The following is a 16,641-nucleotide window of genomic DNA, read 5'->3' as shown; positions in this document are numbered from 1 at the left end:
GGCAGAATGGGCGTCCCATGCGCAGGGGAGTACAGGCTGACGGGCATCGAACTCTCAGGCCTGTTCGTCGAACGGCTTGCTGCCCAGCACGCCCACCACATGATCGACAAAGCAGGTAATGCGCGAGGCAAGGGCGGTGTTGCGGTAGTAGACCGCGTTGATGGACTGACGCACGTCGAGCGTCTGCCGGGCGAACAGCGGCACCAGGCGCCCGGCCCGACGGTCGGCGCGCGTCATGAAATCGGACAGACAGACGATGCCCTGGCCCGCCAGCGCTAGGCTGCGCAGCGTCTCGCCGCTCGATGAGGCGATGGTCGGCTTGATATGGACGGTATCGCCGTCGTTGTCGCGCAGCGGCCAGTCGTTGAGCGAATCGGGCTGGCTGAAGCCCAGCAGCACATGGCCGGCCAGCTGCTCTACCTTGGTCGGCGTCCCGTGGCGCTGCAGATAATCCGGGCTGGCAAGCACCCGGATGCGGCTTGTGCCGATGGGACGCGCATGCAGCGTGGAGTCTTTCAGCGCGCCGATGCGGAAGGCCACATCGGTCCGCTTTTCGATCAGGTCGGTGATGCCCTCGTTGGAGTTCAACTCCAGTTCCACCTCGGGATAGCGCAAGCGAAAGCCTTCCACCAGGGGCACGATCACATGCAGCATGAAAGGCGTGGCCGCGTCCACGCGCAGCCGACCGAACGGACGCATGCGCCGGGCCGCCATCTGCTCTTCGGCCTCGTCCATCATCGACAGGATGGCGCGCGCATGCTGCAGGAAGGCGGCACCTTCCTCGGTCAGTTCGAGCCGGCGCGTCGTGCGGCGCAGCAGGGTGGTCTGGAGCTTCTCTTCAAGCCGGCTCAGCGTCCGGCTGGTGGCTGACACGGTCAACCCCAGGTGTTCCGCAGCGGCGGTGATCGAGCCGGTGTCCACGACAGCCGCGAAGGCCAGCAATTCGTCGATGGTCGTTTTCATTCTTGATTCCAGATCAAATGAAACCGACTTATACACGGCTTTTTTCGCAAAGGTAAGTCTGCCAGGCGGCGATCGCCAGGTTGGAACGGATCACCGGGCCTGCACCGCCGTCTGCGATTGGGCGCGCCGGATGCAGGTCACCAAAAGCACGACGATGGGCAGCGCCACGGCGGCATAGCCGAACCGCGTGTAGGCCAGCGCGCCCAGGATTGCTCCAACTGCGAAGGACAGTACGCTGGGGACCATCTTTCCCAGCCTGGCGCGAATCGGGCCCCGTGCCTCTGGCGACGCAGAAGGGAGGTCCACCAGATCGATAATTACCTGCGTGCTGTTGCCGGTCATGATGGTGGTCGGACCAAGATCCGCCAGCGACGTGCGCGACAATGCGTTCTGGATCGCCATGGCCGCCACGGCCAGCAAGCCGGCAAGCATCGCCAGAGTCGAGTCCGTGCCGGCGCCCAGGGCGTGCATCCGCAGGCCAACCCCGGCAAACGCTGCCAGCAGCACGATCTCGGCGGCAATGAGCGGCACCACCGGGCCGCGACCGCGCTGGATCAGGCGCTTCTCGGTCAACCGCGCCAGGGCGACCGCGCCAACGAAGACCGGTAGCGCCACCACCTTCAGGAACAACCCCTCGGTGCTACCCACCGACTCCACCCCAATCATGATCAGATTGCCGGTCACATGCGCGGTGAACAGCCCCGCCAGCGCGATAAACCCGATCACGTCCGTATAGCCGGCCACGAAGGCGAACGCCCCAATATCCAGCTTGCCCCCGCTGGCTGCGTTGCCTGCGTTGCCTGCGTTGCCTGCGCTACCGTTTGTGGCCATGCCAACTCCTTGTTCAAACCATCCGGACGGACCCAATCACGCCTTGCGCGTCCCATGTGCCGAACTATAGTGATTTGCTGGCCCGCACAAAGGCGCCTGTGCAGTCAGAGTCATTCAAATTTACTGAAACGAGGGAGCCGAGATGAAAAAGGGCTACTGGGTGGCCGCCGTCGACATCGCCGATGCCACCGGCTATCAGGGCTACATCACCGGCAACAAGGCCGTCTTCGACAAATACGGCGCCCGGTTCCTGGTCAGGAATGGCGAAAAAACGGTGGTCGAGGGCTCGCCACGCTCCCGCATCGTCGTCATCGAATTCGAAAGCTATGCCCGCGCGCTGGAATGCTACCGATCACCGGAATACCAGGCACTGATCGCGCTGCGCGCACCGTACTCGCAGGCGGATATCGTGGTGATCGAGGGGTATGAGGATTCGGGTGGGTGATTGGGCGCGATATGGCGATGTTGGCGGGCTCGCGGCATCTGCAGCACAGTGGGAGGCTATATTTTATTTAACATAATATGTATTATTTCTGGAAGGTATGTCAGGGCCAATTAGACTTGTCGTACTTAGGCCAAATAGAAATGTCGTACCCCCTTGCCAGGACTGGCATGCTGGTGGCTTTCCGTCTATCCGAACCGGAGGCCGCGATGCGCAAGCCCGAGACCATCACGATGACGATGCGAGAACTCGATCGACTCAAGGTGATTCAGGCCGTGGTCGACCACGGCCTGACGGTCTGGCGCGGCCGAGAAACTCGGTTTGTCGCGGCGTCAGGTGGCGACACGAGCGTAGAAAAGATGACGTGATGTATCCAGGCTCATCGAGTCGCTCGACGCTGGCAGCGCAGTTCCCCACAGCTCTGTGATTGGGTGCGTACGTTGAAACTCAACCACGCGCGCATTGGGGCGCGACAGCCGGCCCGACCGATGCTGCCCACTTTCCGCAGTGGTCACCTGCCAGCGTCAATCGAACTCGATCTTGCACTCGCTCAGCGGACACAAGCGGCCGTCCGAGACCACGAACGTATCGCCTTCTATCCGGGCCAGCAGAAGGTGCAACGCCTGTGCGCCAGCTTCTATGTCCTTCCGCCAGCCCTCAAGATCGCCATGGTAGCCAATTGCATGAAACAGCTGACCACAAGACAAGGTGATCTTACAACCTCGCTCGTTAACTCCACCGTGCTTAGCATTCGGCGGGTTGGTGAACTCCGTAAGGTTTCTAAACTGCTTTCGGAACTTGTTCTTACCATCGTCAGCGAAGTACACAAACTCCGTGCCCTCTACAGCGACAGTGCCCGGAATCACCCGTGCATCTTGCCTCTCAAGCTTTCCTCCTAGAATCTGCTCTAGCCGCTCCAACTGGCTGGTCATAACTTTCTTCCTATCACTTGGTCGGCGTGATCACGAACTTGAAGTTCTTGACCCCCGAGTTGCTGAACACCTGACTATAGTAAGCGGCAAGCTGCGGGCTGTTGGTATGGTACACCACGCCACCATCGAAGCCCGCCGCGTATTTTTGCGCTTGGGAAACCATGTTTTGCTGTTCGACGCGAGCCCAGGGAGTCATCCCATTGGGGCTGTTTGGGTTACGCAGCGACGTGGCCCAATCATCTACGTATTTCGCTTCGACGGCAGTGAGCCTTCCGTCAAGAATCGCCACATCGTCAGCAATACCGTTAACCCGCTGACCATTTACAACAGCCGTATATTGCCGCTCCGCGAAGGGAGTATTGTTGTACATCCCTTGGACAGCGTTCTCATAGCTTTGAGCCTTATCGATCGAACGGTTCCCGGTTACGGAAACAGCGTCCGTCGTTGGTAGACCGCTCGTGCTGTTGCCGGAGCCGCCCGCCGATCCACTTTCGCTATCGCCGTTTCCGCTGGAGAGTATTGCATTACCAGGTGCCCCCGGTGACGCAACCGGCGGGGTCAACACACACTGACCACTTGGGCCGCAAGCCATCAGCGGCGGCGTCACTACGGCTCCGCCCGTCGCCGGCGGATTGCCTCCGTTTGTCGCATCCACCAACGGATTCGCCTCCGTCGGTGGCGTCTGTCCCGGCATCATGCCCACGAACTGGCGATACCAGCGAGCCAAGTCGCCGCCCATGTTGCCGTAGTTCTGTTGCAACCAATCAGCCATCGACTGGGTAAGTGTCTTGGCACTGGTCGAGTTATTGAGCGCCTCGTTCTGCGCCGCGCCGGCCGCCGCGCTCGCGTCCCGTCCGAGTGCACCTGCCAGTGCCCCACCCGCCAACATCGCGATGGCCGCCGTCGCCGCGTTGTACGCCCGGTTATCGTAGCTCGTCGTCGTGGTCACCGTCCCGTCGCCATTCGCCGTCGTTGTCACGGTCTGGCTGCCGTCGTACAGCCCGTCACGCACCAACGGCGCCACTACTGCGCTAGTGGCCCCGCCAATGGCACCACTAGCGCAGTCAGCTCCCATCGCACTTTGTGCAGCACAACCCAGCGCAGCGTGGGCGGCAACATTCTGCAGCGTTAGCGGATCTGTGGAGTTACCAATCGCGTTAGCGCCCAGAGCGGCTGTTTGCGCCACAAGGTTATTCAGGAACGCCTGCCCAAAGCTGCCGCCGTTGAAGGCGGTATTGACTCCGGCGCTGATCAGGCCGGTACCGACCATACCGATGGCCTGCTGGTAAATGGTGCCTGTGGCGCCGTCCTTCGCCGCCTGTAGCACGCCTCCGGCCGTATTGCTGCCTGCGAGGTTCGCCAGAGTCTTAGTTCCCTCCAGCGATTTCCCCCACTCGCTCAAGCCAAAGCTGTTGCCGTCAAACGTGATGCCGTTGGTCAACCCGGCGGTAACCGCACCGATCAGGCCAGCCTGGGCAATCTTGCCGAAATTGAGGCCTTGCCCGGAGACAATCTGGCTCGCGAGGCTGCCGGCCATGCTGGACAATGCCGCCACGACCATTGCCTGACCGAGGGTCATACTGGCCAAGGCGACACCCATCGCGGCGGCAGCAGCGCCGGCCGTCACGATGGACGCCGCCACCGCCGCCACCATCGCCACAATCTGGCCGATGATGCCGAAGCCCTTCTTCTCCTTGATAAACCGCGTATGGATGTCGTCGGCGACCGTGCCTTCGGTGTAGTTCAGCCCCAGGCTTTCCTTGAGCTGCGCCACCAGCGCTGCGCTGGCGTCAGGGTCGACCGAGCCGTCGGCGCGGGTCACGCGGAAGGCGTCGTTGATGGCGCGGATGCTGTCGGCTTCGATGTCCATGTGCATCGCCGACAGGAAGCCGCCGGGCTGCACCACGGTGCCGGTCACCACGTTCCAGCCGCCCTGGGCCTTGTACGCGTTGGTGCCGATGGACACCACGTTCGGGCTCAGGTCGATGCTCTCAGCCTTGACCGTCAGCGTGTCGCGCGCGATGACCTGACCGGTGTTGCGAAGCTGGCCGTCGACGGTCAGCTTGATGTTCTCGCCGCTGATCGTGCCACCCGTAGGCACCGCCAGCGCCTGTGCATAGCCCTCAGGCAGATAGACCTGCGGCACGAGCGCATTGACGCTCGGGCAGATCGTGCTTGCGAGCGTGCATCGGGGATCGGGTACCGCCTGCTCGACGTACCACAGCATCGGCGCGTCCAGCGCCTTCACCTGGTCGACACTCAATGCCTGGCCCAGCGCGAGATTGTGTTCCTTCGCGTAGTCCGCGGCATTCTTGTAGAGCGCCAGTTTTTCCTGATCGGTCACCGACAGGTTGTTCTGGCTATCCCACGACAGGCCGCTGATGAAGCTTTCCTGCCCCGTCTGCGCCAGCGCGGCATGCTGTAGTTTCTGCCCTTCGGTATATGGGTCGTAGTAGAACGTCACGTTGCCTGGGCGCAGTTCTGGCGGCAATTGCGCCAGCAGGCTGTCCGGCGTCACGCCAGCCAGCACCCCGGTAGCCGGGTTCGGGTTGACGTACTGCGCACGGTCGTTCGACGTGGTGGGGGCGGTCACCGGCGTGCCGTCCGGCTTGGCATTGAAGTGCCAGTCGACGGCAGGCGGTGTCGTTGCCGTTGGCGCGGTCGGCGTGGCTACCACCACTGGCGTGAACTGCCACGGCTCGGTAGGGTCCGGCGCGACTGTCGCCGTAGGCGGCAGCGATCCGGCCGGCACCGGCGACAGACCGAGCGGGATGACCTGCTGCGGCGGGGCGATGGGCGGCGTGGGCTGGTTCGGGCTGGTAATGCCGTTGACCATGGACGCACCGGTCAGGTCGACAGCCTGGCCCAGCAGATTACCGGTGTTGACGATCTGGCCACCAGAATTGACGGTCAGCGCATTGCCCGCCTGGATGCCGGACGCGATGCTGCCCAGCACCGAACGGCCGCCGGTATCGTGCCAGCGGTCGCCGCCGCTGCGGTCTTCCTGCCAGCGACCGATCCAGTCGGCATTGAGCGCGATGGCGGTGTTGTCCACCCCGCCGCTGGCCTGCACGTTGACATTGCGGCCGCCGCTGATCAGCGCGCCATTGTTATTGAGCGACCCGGTCTGGATCGTGACGTTCCGGGCGCCAGAGATTACCGCTGCCGGACCGGCAGCAGCGTCCTCGGTGGCGCGGCACTGGCTGTTGCCATAGGTACCGCCCGGATTGCAGCCACCGGCATACGCAGGATTCTGGCCGCCATAGCTCTTGTTCAGCTTGACGGGATCGACGGACTGGTTGATAAGCGCCGCCGCCGTGATCGAGACATCGCCAGAAATCGACTGGATCGCACCGGCCCGGTTGGTTACCGTGCCGCCGGTCGTGAGGTCCACATTGCCCTGCGCGGCCAGCGTGGCATTCAGGTTCTGCACGCCGCCTGCGTTGATGGTCAGCGAATTGCCAGCTGCAATGGTGGAAGGCGTCTGTTGCCAAGCCACCGACTGCACGGTGGGATTGCTATCGTCCGGACAGTCGCCACCTGGCACACAGCCGACCTTCGTCGAAACACTGACGTCGTACACCCCCTTGTTGGTGAAGGTACCCGGGGTCTTGATCTTGACGTTGCCAGCAGCGGCGATATCCCCAGCGTTGGTCAGGTCGCCCGATCCGGTCAAGGTCAGGTTGCCGCCCGAGGTGATCTGCCCTGCCTTGCCGAGCTGGTAAGTTGTCGACGACTGCGTCGGCGCCGCCACAGCAGCGTTGTTGACGTCGCGACCAATGTTGACCGGTGCGCCGGTGATGGGTGGCATGCCACAACTGTCACCCATGCATGGCGGTATGATGACGCCAAACAGCAGTTGCTGGTTGTCTCCCTTGAGCCCAGAAAACGGAACTGTCTGTGCCAGCCGGTTGAGCGTGGCTAGGAGCGCATTGAATTCGGCCTGGTTGACGACGTCTGTCACGTTGTCCATCAGCGTCGCCGATCGGCCATTGTCGAAGTTTCCGACGTTGAGCGCGACATTGCGTGCGGCTGAAATGATGCCGCCCTTGTTGGACAAGGTCGACGCGACGATATCGAGATTGCCCCCAGCGATGATTTGGCCAGCAACGCCGTCCGCCTGCTTGATGATGGTGCGGTCTACGGTCGGCAACGCGATCGCCGTGCCCACGGCATTGGCCGGGTACGGACTGTTGGCATCGACCAGTTGCCACATCGGAATCCATGAGATGCCGGCATCTCCACCCGACGTATAGGGGTAGTAGCCGACCTCCGGCGCCAATGCAGTGCCGTCGGGAGTGCGACGGATATCGCTCAGCTTCAGGTTGGTGGGCGTGCCCGCCGTAGGCATCCATGAGCATGAATCGCAGCCAGACTGCTCCCACGGCGCGTAGCTGCCGATCACCGCCGAGTTGATCAGCGCCTCGTTGCTGACCTTGCCGGTCGTACTCCCCCCATCCACCGGCCCTGCACGGTCGTTGACCACGGCCCCCGCCGCGATATGCATATCGCCGTTGGCGCCGACCACGCCGGCCACGTTGGTAACCGTGCCGCCGATGTCGATCTTGAGGTTGCCGTTGGCCTGGATCTTGGCGCCGGTATTGTCGAAGTTGCCACCCGTGATGGCGATATTGCCCAGCGCCTCCGCCACACCGCGGTTCGTGACGTTGCCGTCCAGCGCAAGGTCGCCATTGGCGTGCAGCGTGCCCGTATTGGTCAGGTTGCCGGAGGACAGCGAAACATTAGCGCCGCCGATAATCTGCCCGGTGTTGGTCAGGGCACCGCCAGTAGCCAGCGACAGGTCGCCCGCCTTCTGGATCGTGCCGCTGTTGCTGATGCCCTGGCTGGCGTTGAGTACGACGCTGCCGCCCGGCACCGTCCACGTGCCGGTGTTGCTGATCGCCAGTGCGCCCAGTGTTAGCGTGCCATTGGCATCGAGCTTTCCCGTGGCCATGGCCGATGGGTCGAAAACCTGGTTCGGCGCGTTGAGTGTCAGGTTGTTACCCGCCAGCACCTGACCGCCGACGTTATTGAAGCTGCCGTTGCCACCAAGCACGGTAAACGCCAGATTGCCGCTCAGCGGATTCTGGCCGCTGAGGTCGCCGGCAAACAGCGTGCCGCCCGAGTTGTTCACCAGTGCACCGGCCGACACCGTGAGCGTCTGGGCACCGGACAGCAGCCCCGCCGCATTGTCGAAGGCGTTGCCAATGGTCGCGTTGACGTTCTGCCCACCCAGTACGCCACGGTTGGTCAGGTTCCCCACGTTCAGCGTGACGGCACTGCCGGCCAGCGTCCCGGTGTTGGTCACCGTGCCGCCCGAGACCTGCATCTGTTGCACTGCCGCTGTTCCACCCGCGTTGATGACGGTCGCGCCGCTCAGCGTCACGTTGGTCGCCGTGGTGTCGCCGGTCAGCGTCAGGCCACGCGTGGCGGCGACGTCCAGCGTACCGCTGACAGCGTTCTGCTGGCCCGGCGGCGCGCCTATCGAGACGTCGCCACCGCGCAGCGTGGCATCCTTGCCGATCCAGGTGAGGTCGCCCACCTTGAGCGTCCGGCCTGCCGACGCACCGAGACTCCCGCCCACCAGCGTGCTGCCAGATAGCGTCGCATCCTGCGCGGCCGTGACATTGGCATTGCCCAGGCTCGTCAGCGACCCACTGATCGTGGCCGAACCCGTTGCAGCCGACACGCTGGCGTTGCCGCCGCTCGACAACTTGCCGGAAACGTTCGCGCTGCCGCCGGCCGCGATAGCGATATTGCCGTCGCTCGTCAGTGCCCCGTTGACGACAACGTTGCCGCGTGTGGCGGTGATGGCCGTATCGCCCGCGCTTTGCGCCTGGCCGCCCACCGTTACATCCTGCGCCGCCTTCAGCACGATGCCGGCATTGCTGCCGATCTGCCCGCTGGTGCTAATGCTGCCAGTCCGGGCCGCGACGTCGAGCCGGCCCGTGGCCACCACCTGGCCACCCAGGCTGACATCGGTACCCGCTTGCACGGTGAGCGTGCCAGGCGACACAACATTGCCCGCCGTGGTGACGCTACCGTCTACGCCGGTCAGCGACACATTGCCCGTGGTACTACCCGCAGCGCCGCGAATCGTCAGATTGCGCTGTGTAGCCAGGTTGAGGTCGCCGGCCGACACGGCGCTACCGTCGATGACAGTGTCCCGCGCTGCCTGCAGCGCGATAGTGCCCGGCGACGTTACGTCGCCGCCCAGGCGGATATCGCCCTGCCCGTCCTGCCCCGCCGCCTTGACGACAATGCTGGCGCCGTTGATGGCTCCGCCCACATCCACATTGGTCGCTGCGTCGAGCGCTACGGCATCCTGTGCCTTGACGCCACCCACACCACGAATGACGCCGCCCGACGTCACGGCGATGCCGCGCCCCGCCTCCAGCGTGCCGCCCAGGGTCACGTCGCCAGCCGCGTTGACCGTATAGCCCGCCTCGGCGCGGCCGTTGCCGGATGCCTCCAGCGTACCGGCCGCGTTCAGCGCCGCCGCCTGCTTCGCGTAGGTGCTGCCCACCTTCACGTTGCCCGACGCATCGATGGTCAGATTGCCCGCCGATGCAGCAAGGTTGCCATCGGCGCGCACCCCCACACCTACGGCCGTGCTGACGATGCGGATCTGCCCGGCATTCATCGCCCCGAACGCCGTGGCATCGATGGCTAGGCCGTTCGTGGCCGAGGTGTTCGTGGCGGCATTGTTGACGCCGGTGGGCGTCGTCGTGAACCCGTCGCCATCTGGCTTTACCAGTTGGCGCCCCGCCACCAGGTTGATCTGGCGGCCGGCGTTCAGCGCCGCATCGATGCCGATCGACTCGCCGATCAGATTGATATTGCCGACCGTGCCTTCGATGCCGGTGCTGGCCGACCCCGGCGTCGGGTTGCCGATCTGGATGCGGCCGCCCTGCACCAGGAATCCCGCCGACGCGGCAGCATCGAAGCTTGTGGCGGCGCCTGTGGCCGAAAGCCACTGCGGCGTGCCGGTCGTCAGTGTCACCTGCGACGTGTTGGTGAAGCCCGCGCCGTTGGTATAGACACCGCCCGGTGCCGCTACCACCACGCCGGCCTGGGCGCCGAACACCTCGACCATGCCGTTGATCTGCGCCGGCGCATTGCTGGTCACCTGGTTGACAATCAAACGCGCCGGCCCCGACGTTGCGAGGTTGCCATTGGCCGCCACCTGGCCGCCCAGGAACGCGCCACCGCCGGTGGCGCTGTTGTTCAGGATCAGCCCAATCGGATCGACGACGAACGAGCGGTACTGGTTCAGCGAGATGCCCTGGGCATTCGGCGCGGTGATGCCTACGACAGGCACGCCACCTTGCGGTGCGCCCGGGCCGGTCGTGGCAGAGATCGTCGGCGTGAAGCGGATCGGCGCAGCCGGATCCGTCACTGGTACGGCCATGGCCTCGGCGGGGCCGAAGCGCAATACCACCGGAACCTGGTCCATTGCCCAGCGCAGCAGTCCCTGCCGCACTGCGCCGACATGCGTGGCGAAGGCATCCACAGGCGTTGCGCCCGCACCTAGTACACCTGCCGCCTGCCTGGACTGCTGCAACGTGATCGACATCGGCCCTATCCACAGCGTCGTGGCCAGACATGCCGCCAGGGCACGCGCCGCCAGGCTGCGGCGGCCACGGTCGGCCAGCGACAGGTCGGCCGGCACGTCCGTGGGAACGTCAGCGGAGGTCGAGGAAACGGGGTACAGCGTGGCCGAGCGGTCGCGTTGCATGGTAGGGCTGAACAGCGTCAGACAAAAAACTTGGAACGGCAGCGTGAAACGCCGCCGGCGAATCGGGCGTAGCAAATGCGGCGCGAATTACTGGGTGATCTTTGCCTTGGTCAGCAGGCTCGTGACCAAGGCAAGCGTGGCGCGCTCCAGCGCCTGCGCCTGCAGCGCCTGCCGGATGCCGGGCGCCGCCGTCTCGAACGCAGGGATCTGCGTCGGGCGGACGGCATCGACCTTGACCAGATAGCGGCGTTCGCCCAGCGAGACCGGCGCGGGCGTAATGGCACCCGGCGGCAGCGATGCAATTGCCTGCGCAATCGGCAGCGGCAGGTTCTGGGTCTTGCCCTCCTGCACCGGCACCTTGAAGCTGATCCATTCCATCGCACCGCCAGCGGTTTTTGACGGGGCGAGGCTGATGTCCTGCGCCACCTTCGCGAAGTCCTCGCCGGCCTTGATACGTGCCAGCGCAGCGCTGGCCGCGGCATCGTCGGCCACTTCGATGACCCGGGCCTTGTATTCCTGGCCGCCCAGCGTGGCCACAATGGCGTCGTAGCGCGCCCGGACTTCTGCATCGGTCACCGGCGCGGGCTTGATATGGTCCTTGAGCCAAGCCTGCATCAGCACCTGATTCCGCGCGTCACGCAGCGATGCCTGCACGTCAGGGCGCTGCTCCAGCGCCTTGTCCTTGGCGGCCTCCTGCCGGAACAGTTCTTTGGCAATCAACTGCTGCTTGATCGCCTCGCGCGCCTGCGGAGAATCGGGCAGGCCCGCCGCCTGCAGGGTGTCGGTGATAGCCGTATCGGCGATTGCCACGCCATTGACCGTGGCAGCGTGCGCGCACTGAAGCCCCAGTGCGATGACGGCACCCAGAGCGAGACGAGTAAAGTTGCCTTGCATGGCTTGTGCTCCCAATTTCTAGTAGATCCAGTTCAAGGTGGCCAGCACGACACCGCGCTTCGGCCCGAGATTGGCGGGCTGCGCCAGCGGCCCGCCCACCAGCAGTTCGCTCGTGAAAGTTTGTTTGGCCCACTGGGCTGACAGGCGGATGCCTGCGCCCGCCCCCACCACGGCTTGCCATCGGTGGGTGGCCACGTACTGGGTTTCGCCGCCATCGAGAAAGACATAGGGCTCCATGCGGATGCCCGCAATCGCCGGCGCGTTGGCCCATGCGACCTCATTGCGCAGGTACGCCCCCCGGTCTCCCGCAATCACTCCTTCCCGAAAGCCGCGCACGGTGCTCATCCCCCCCGCGTAGATCTGCTCGGAGCCAAACAACGCAACGTCGGTCCACTGCCCCACCAGTTGCGCCCGCCAGGCCAGTTGCACGCGCTCCGCGATGACCGGGAGCGGCAATTGCAGCGTGGTATTGGCGTCGAGCTTGTTGAACTGCGCGTGGGCCTCGTCATGGCGGATGTCGGATGGGTCTGGCGTGGCGTGGAATGCCGACAATCCACGCGAATAGCCGGCTTCTGCCGTGACATAGCCTTGCTGGCCGTTGGCAGCAAAGCGCCAGAGCCCATTCCACGCGGCTCGCAGTACTGTCAGCCGTTGCGGATCCAGTTCGAGGTTGTTGATCTCACGCTCGGTCTTGCGCCAGGTCAGCGTCAGGTCCAACGCCTGTCGCCCGTGCTGGTTGCGCGTAATGACGCGATTCCAGCCAAACGTATGGCCCAACGTGCGGCCATAGAGCAGCGCCGTATCGCCAATGGTGTTCTGGTACTCGGACAACGACGCCGTATAGCTGAACGTGTTGTAGCCAAACGGCACGGCCACCGACGCCACGGCCGCATTGGTATCTGTCGTGCCAACGTAGCTGACGCCGAGCGATTCCTGCAGACCGAGCGCATTGTCGGCATCGATACCCAATCGCGTGCGGGAAATGCCGGTCACGCGACTACCGTAGTTGTCGACGCCCGCATTGAAGCGGAAGCGGTCGCCGGGCTGGTTGGCCAGTGCCACGACCGATCCGCCGGGCGTCTGGCCCGGCAGGATCTGCATCTCGGCCCGATTGCGGCGCAGACGGTTGAGTTGATCGACGCCCTGCTCTAGATCCGCCAGCCGCAAGGTGTCGCCCGTCGCCGGAAACTGCCATACCGTGCCCGCGTCGGTGATCCATCCGCCTGCCACCGTATCGAAGAGCGGCAGCGGGCCAGGGCGTAGGGTCTTGCCGTTGAGCTGGAACGACTCCACCCGCCCCGGCACCACGGTCACGCGCAGGACACCACTGGCCAGGTTCTGCTCGCCCAGGTAGGCGCGCGTGGTGATATAGCCGCGCGCGACAAACGCCTCGGTGAACCGGCGCAGCAGCAGGTTGATGCGATTGGCACCAAGCTGGCGGCCAGCAAACGGGGCCGTAATGGCTTCGACGTCTGCGTCAGACAGTACGGTGTTACCCACCACCTCGATACGGTCGATGGCAAACGTGGTGGCCGTCTCTTCAACATCCTCGACGCGCACGTCCGGCGCCGTGGGCACGCGGTTTTCGATCTGGGCGGGCGGTTGCGTCGCCTCGCGCTGCAGTTCGCGCTGGCGCTGCTCGCGCAGCAGTCGCTGGGCCGGGTCTTCGGGCGGCACGAGTCCAACTGGCGGCACCTGCGCCATCGCCGATCCGGCAGCGGCCACGAGCCAGCATGCGGCGGCGCGAAGATGGTTTCGTCGCGTCGTGGATGTCATCGCCACATCCACGACGTCAGGCCAAGATGGCTTTCCACGGAAACCGGTGTCTGCTGGCGAGGACGGGATATGGTGGTGGCACCGGCGACCGACACATCGCCATCGAAGCTGCCTCCCGACACGACGGCATCGCCGCCAATGCGGGTGCGGCCCGTTGCCATCCAGCTACCGCCTACGTCCATCGCGTAAAGGCGCGCCCAGGTATCGCCGAAGAACACCTTGAAGCCCCGATCACGCGCGATGGCTGTGTAGCCTGTCACACCCGAAGCGTAGGTCACTGGCGAATTGACCGTCAGGTCGCCAATGGCCAGCACGCGCCCGCCAAGGTTCTCGGCCAGCTTGCCTGCGGTGATGTCTATGCTGCCACCAGCGGACAGCAGACCGCCCGTTACTGCGGTATCGGACGATGCCGAGGTACGGCACACGATCATGCAGGTCCGCGAATAGTGTGCCGATCCCGTGGTCACCCCTTGCGTGCGGAACGTATCGGCGGCATGGATCGTGATCGCGCCGTTGTTGGCATAGATCTCGCCCCCGGTGTTGATCACATTGCGGCCGCTGAGCGAGGTGCCGGTGTCGGACAGCAGATAGGCAATCTGGCCGGGACGGTCGGCGGCGCCATAGTCAATATCGAACGTGCTGCGGCGTTTGGTCAGCACCAGCCACCGACGGGCGGATTCGGCATCAACAACGGCCTGCTCGCCATTCGCACCTGGCTGCTTGGTGATCTCATTGATCAAGTCGCCGGTCGCGGCGACATCGAGCCGGGCGTTGGACAGCATCCGCGCATGCCGGTTGACGATGTCGCCGCCGGCACGCACGACAACGTCGTCGGCTGTGCCGAACAGGATGCCCAGGTATTGGGGTGTCGAATCGTTCCAGAGCAAGCCGCCCGTACGCACGGTGACCGCCCCTTCGGCACCCGGCAACGTACCCCGGCGCTGGCCCTGGACCAGGGCACCGGTATTGACGAGGTCACTGTCGACATTGACCACTACGCCCCCGCCATTGGCGACGATGGTGGACTGGCGGCCGGCCGATGCCAGCACCATGGATCCGCTGTGGAGCGTGACGTCGGTGGCCGCGAGTACGTCGCTGTCCTGCTGTCGCCACGCCCCGGCAACGTCTGCGGTCACCGCGCCGCCCGAGGAAGCGAAGACAGCGTCTTGCAGCGCAATGTTGCTGGCTTTGGCCGAGGCACCGCCGACGCCGTCGATATCGGCCCCGTTGAGTTGCAGGTCCGTCGCGGCGATCGACACTGTGCCTCGGAGCGACGTCAGCGATGTGCGCGTACGCCCGGCGCTGACGACGAGTCCGCCTACGCCCTTGCCTTCCATCAACACATTGCCGTTGGCGCTAAGCTGCACCCCCGAAAGCGCCACGCCAGCGCCAGCGTCGAACACCCCCACGCCACCACTGGCGTTCAGCACCGTGTCAGTCAGGGACACCGTTCGGCTGTGCGCCTGGCCCGATGCGCCGATTACGATGTCACCCGTTGTCGCCGTGCCAGCCGTCAGGGCGCTGTCGGCCATGCTGATGCGGTCGGACAAGACCTGCATGTGACGTCCGGCCGCGATCGTGCCCGTGCCTTGCAGCCCGCCGCTTCCGATCAGCACGTCGCGGTTGGCGGTGATCTTGCCCGAGCCGAGCTCCAGGTCTCCACTGCCGGAGATCACGAAATCCCCAGCAGTGGCGTAAGCCGCGCCAGCGTTGCGAACGCCCGCGCCCTGGTCGGTCACGATCAACTCCACGCGACCGCCAATCAGGCTGCCTGCTGCGGTGATATCGAGCGCCATCTGCTTGGACGTCGCGCCAGTACCGGCCGTATAGGAGATCCACGGTGTCAGGTTGTCGCCCGGCGAAACGCTGGCATCGATTTCCGCATGGCTGTCACCGACCACGGCGCGTACGCGCGAATTGGCGTCGGTGTAGTAGTTCTCGACCTTGCCAGCGACCCGCAATTGCTTGGCGATCAGTTCGAGATTGAGCAGCGTGCCGGACAGGCCGCCAGGCCCGATGTCGATCAACCCCTGGTTTGTGGTCAAAACCAGATTGCGCTGCAACTGCCCGTTGACCGTGAAGTCGTTGAACGACACCTGGCCGGTGGTCAGGGCCAGGTTGCCGATGTTCTGCACCACCATGCCGTTGACACTGATGCCGTTCGGATTGGCGATCACGACATTGGCACGCGGACCCAGCACGCTGAGCGGACCTTCGAGCAGCGACGGATTGGTGCCCGTCACCTGGTTCAGGATCGTGCGGGCTCGGGCCGTCGCGTTGTCCAGGTCCACGCCCGCGCGTGGCACGTTGAACTCGCGATAGCTGTTGGTAGAGACGCCACCTACGGCGCCCGCCACGCCAACCGTGATGCGGCCGCCAGTCCCCACGTTGACGGTGGTGGCCGTGCTGCCGTCCGCCACAACACCTGCCCCTTGGACGCGCATGGCCAGCGCGGCGAACGCCAATGCCGTAACAGTGCGCCACGCGCGCGAACAATGCGCCTGCGGCGCAGGCGCACCCCGTAGAACCCGAAATCGAAACAACGAACCGCTCCCTTCTATTTTTTGATGCGTAGGGAGCGTGGTCGCTTGCAGCGCCGCCCCCCTACTTCTTCATAGGGCGCGAAATTATCAAATTTGGACTTACTGGCAAATACCTCTTGCGGGCGTAAGGATCTTGGATGTAGGCGGGACGCAACGCCTGAGCATTGCGCTCATCGGCCTACCCGGATCAAGGCCCGTGCGCCCTACGAACTCGCTAGGGGGTATAGACCCGCGAATGTAGGAGGGCCAATCCCTTTGGATGTGAGCGTTTGAGAGCAATCGGCAAGGCTCAAGGAATCCCCGGGAATGCCGTTAAGCAGGATGCGGTGGCATTCGCCCCAAATTTTCGGTGCTGGTCTCCTCCCCTCGGTTGGGGGAGCCTCACCCTACTGCAGTAGGATTTGCAAGCGTGCGCGTAGGCCGTTACCCGGGCGAAGCTTGACGGCGCAGGCGGCAATATGACGCATCGCGGACCGTTGACCCCCATTCAAAACACCTCGCAAGCCTGATCTTCCCAGGCAC

Annotated in this window: 8 protein-coding genes and 2 pseudogenes; 2 read left to right on the top strand and 8 right to left on the bottom strand. The window is 64.4% G+C overall.

Annotation, left to right across the window (positions count from 1 at the left end; genetic code table 11):
• Positions 1–54: 54 nt before the first annotated feature.
• Positions 55–963, bottom strand: coding sequence for a LysR substrate-binding domain-containing protein (locus tag AC3G88_RS20260; RefSeq protein ID WP_488773212.1), 909 nt, complete (start codon positions 961–963; stop codon positions 55–57).
• Positions 964–1,053: 90 nt separating this feature from the next.
• Positions 1,054–1,794, bottom strand: a complete 741-nt coding sequence (locus tag AC3G88_RS20255) for a YoaK family protein (protein ID WP_488773213.1) — start codon at positions 1,792–1,794, stop codon at positions 1,054–1,056.
• 142 nt (positions 1,795–1,936) lie between these two features.
• Between AC3G88_RS20255 and AC3G88_RS20250 the strand changes: the two genes are divergently transcribed.
• Positions 1,937–2,239, top strand: coding sequence for a DUF1330 domain-containing protein (locus AC3G88_RS20250; protein ID WP_153950409.1), 303 nt, complete (start codon positions 1,937–1,939; stop codon positions 2,237–2,239).
• A gap of 206 nt (positions 2,240–2,445) precedes the next feature.
• Positions 2,446–2,575, top strand: a pseudogene (locus AC3G88_RS20245) (helix-turn-helix domain-containing protein); the annotation flags it as partial.
• Between the two features lie 5 nt (positions 2,576–2,580).
• On the opposite strand, the pseudogene AC3G88_RS20240 reads toward AC3G88_RS20245, so the two are convergent.
• The 6 genes and pseudogenes from AC3G88_RS20240 to AC3G88_RS20215 form a co-directional block, all read right to left on the bottom strand.
• Positions 2,581–2,721: pseudogene (locus AC3G88_RS20240) on the bottom strand (Tn3 family transposase); the annotation flags it as partial.
• Between the two features lie 39 nt (positions 2,722–2,760).
• Positions 2,761–3,168, bottom strand: coding sequence for a hypothetical protein (locus AC3G88_RS20235; RefSeq protein WP_488773214.1), 408 nt, complete (start codon positions 3,166–3,168; stop codon positions 2,761–2,763).
• A gap of 13 nt (positions 3,169–3,181) precedes the next feature.
• Positions 3,182–10,906 (bottom strand): two-partner secretion domain-containing protein, encoded by a 7,725-nt coding sequence (locus AC3G88_RS20230; protein ID WP_488893804.1) that lies wholly within the window; start codon positions 10,904–10,906, stop codon positions 3,182–3,184.
• A gap of 87 nt (positions 10,907–10,993) precedes the next feature.
• The gene (locus tag AC3G88_RS20225; protein ID WP_488773216.1) at positions 10,994–11,800 is read right to left on the bottom strand and encodes a peptidyl-prolyl cis-trans isomerase; all 807 of its coding nucleotides are present in this window, start codon (positions 11,798–11,800) and stop codon (positions 10,994–10,996) included.
• An 18-nt stretch (positions 11,801–11,818) separates the two neighbouring features.
• Positions 11,819–13,576: a ShlB/FhaC/HecB family hemolysin secretion/activation protein gene (locus AC3G88_RS20220; RefSeq protein ID WP_488773217.1), complete on the bottom strand. Its 1,758-nt coding sequence runs from the start codon at positions 13,574–13,576 to the stop codon at positions 11,819–11,821.
• Entirely contained in the window at positions 13,573–16,020 is a 2,448-nt protein-coding gene (locus AC3G88_RS20215) for a two-partner secretion domain-containing protein (RefSeq protein ID WP_488773218.1), read from the bottom strand. Before AC3G88_RS20215 ends, AC3G88_RS20220 begins: the two co-directional genes overlap by 4 nt.
• Between the last annotated feature and the right edge of the window lie 621 nt (positions 16,021–16,641).

The sequence above is a fragment of the Cupriavidus sp. 86D6 genome, from assembly GCF_057815095.1.
The sequence above is the reverse complement of the archived record's forward strand: the minus strand, read 5'-3'. Positions and strand labels throughout refer to the sequence as shown.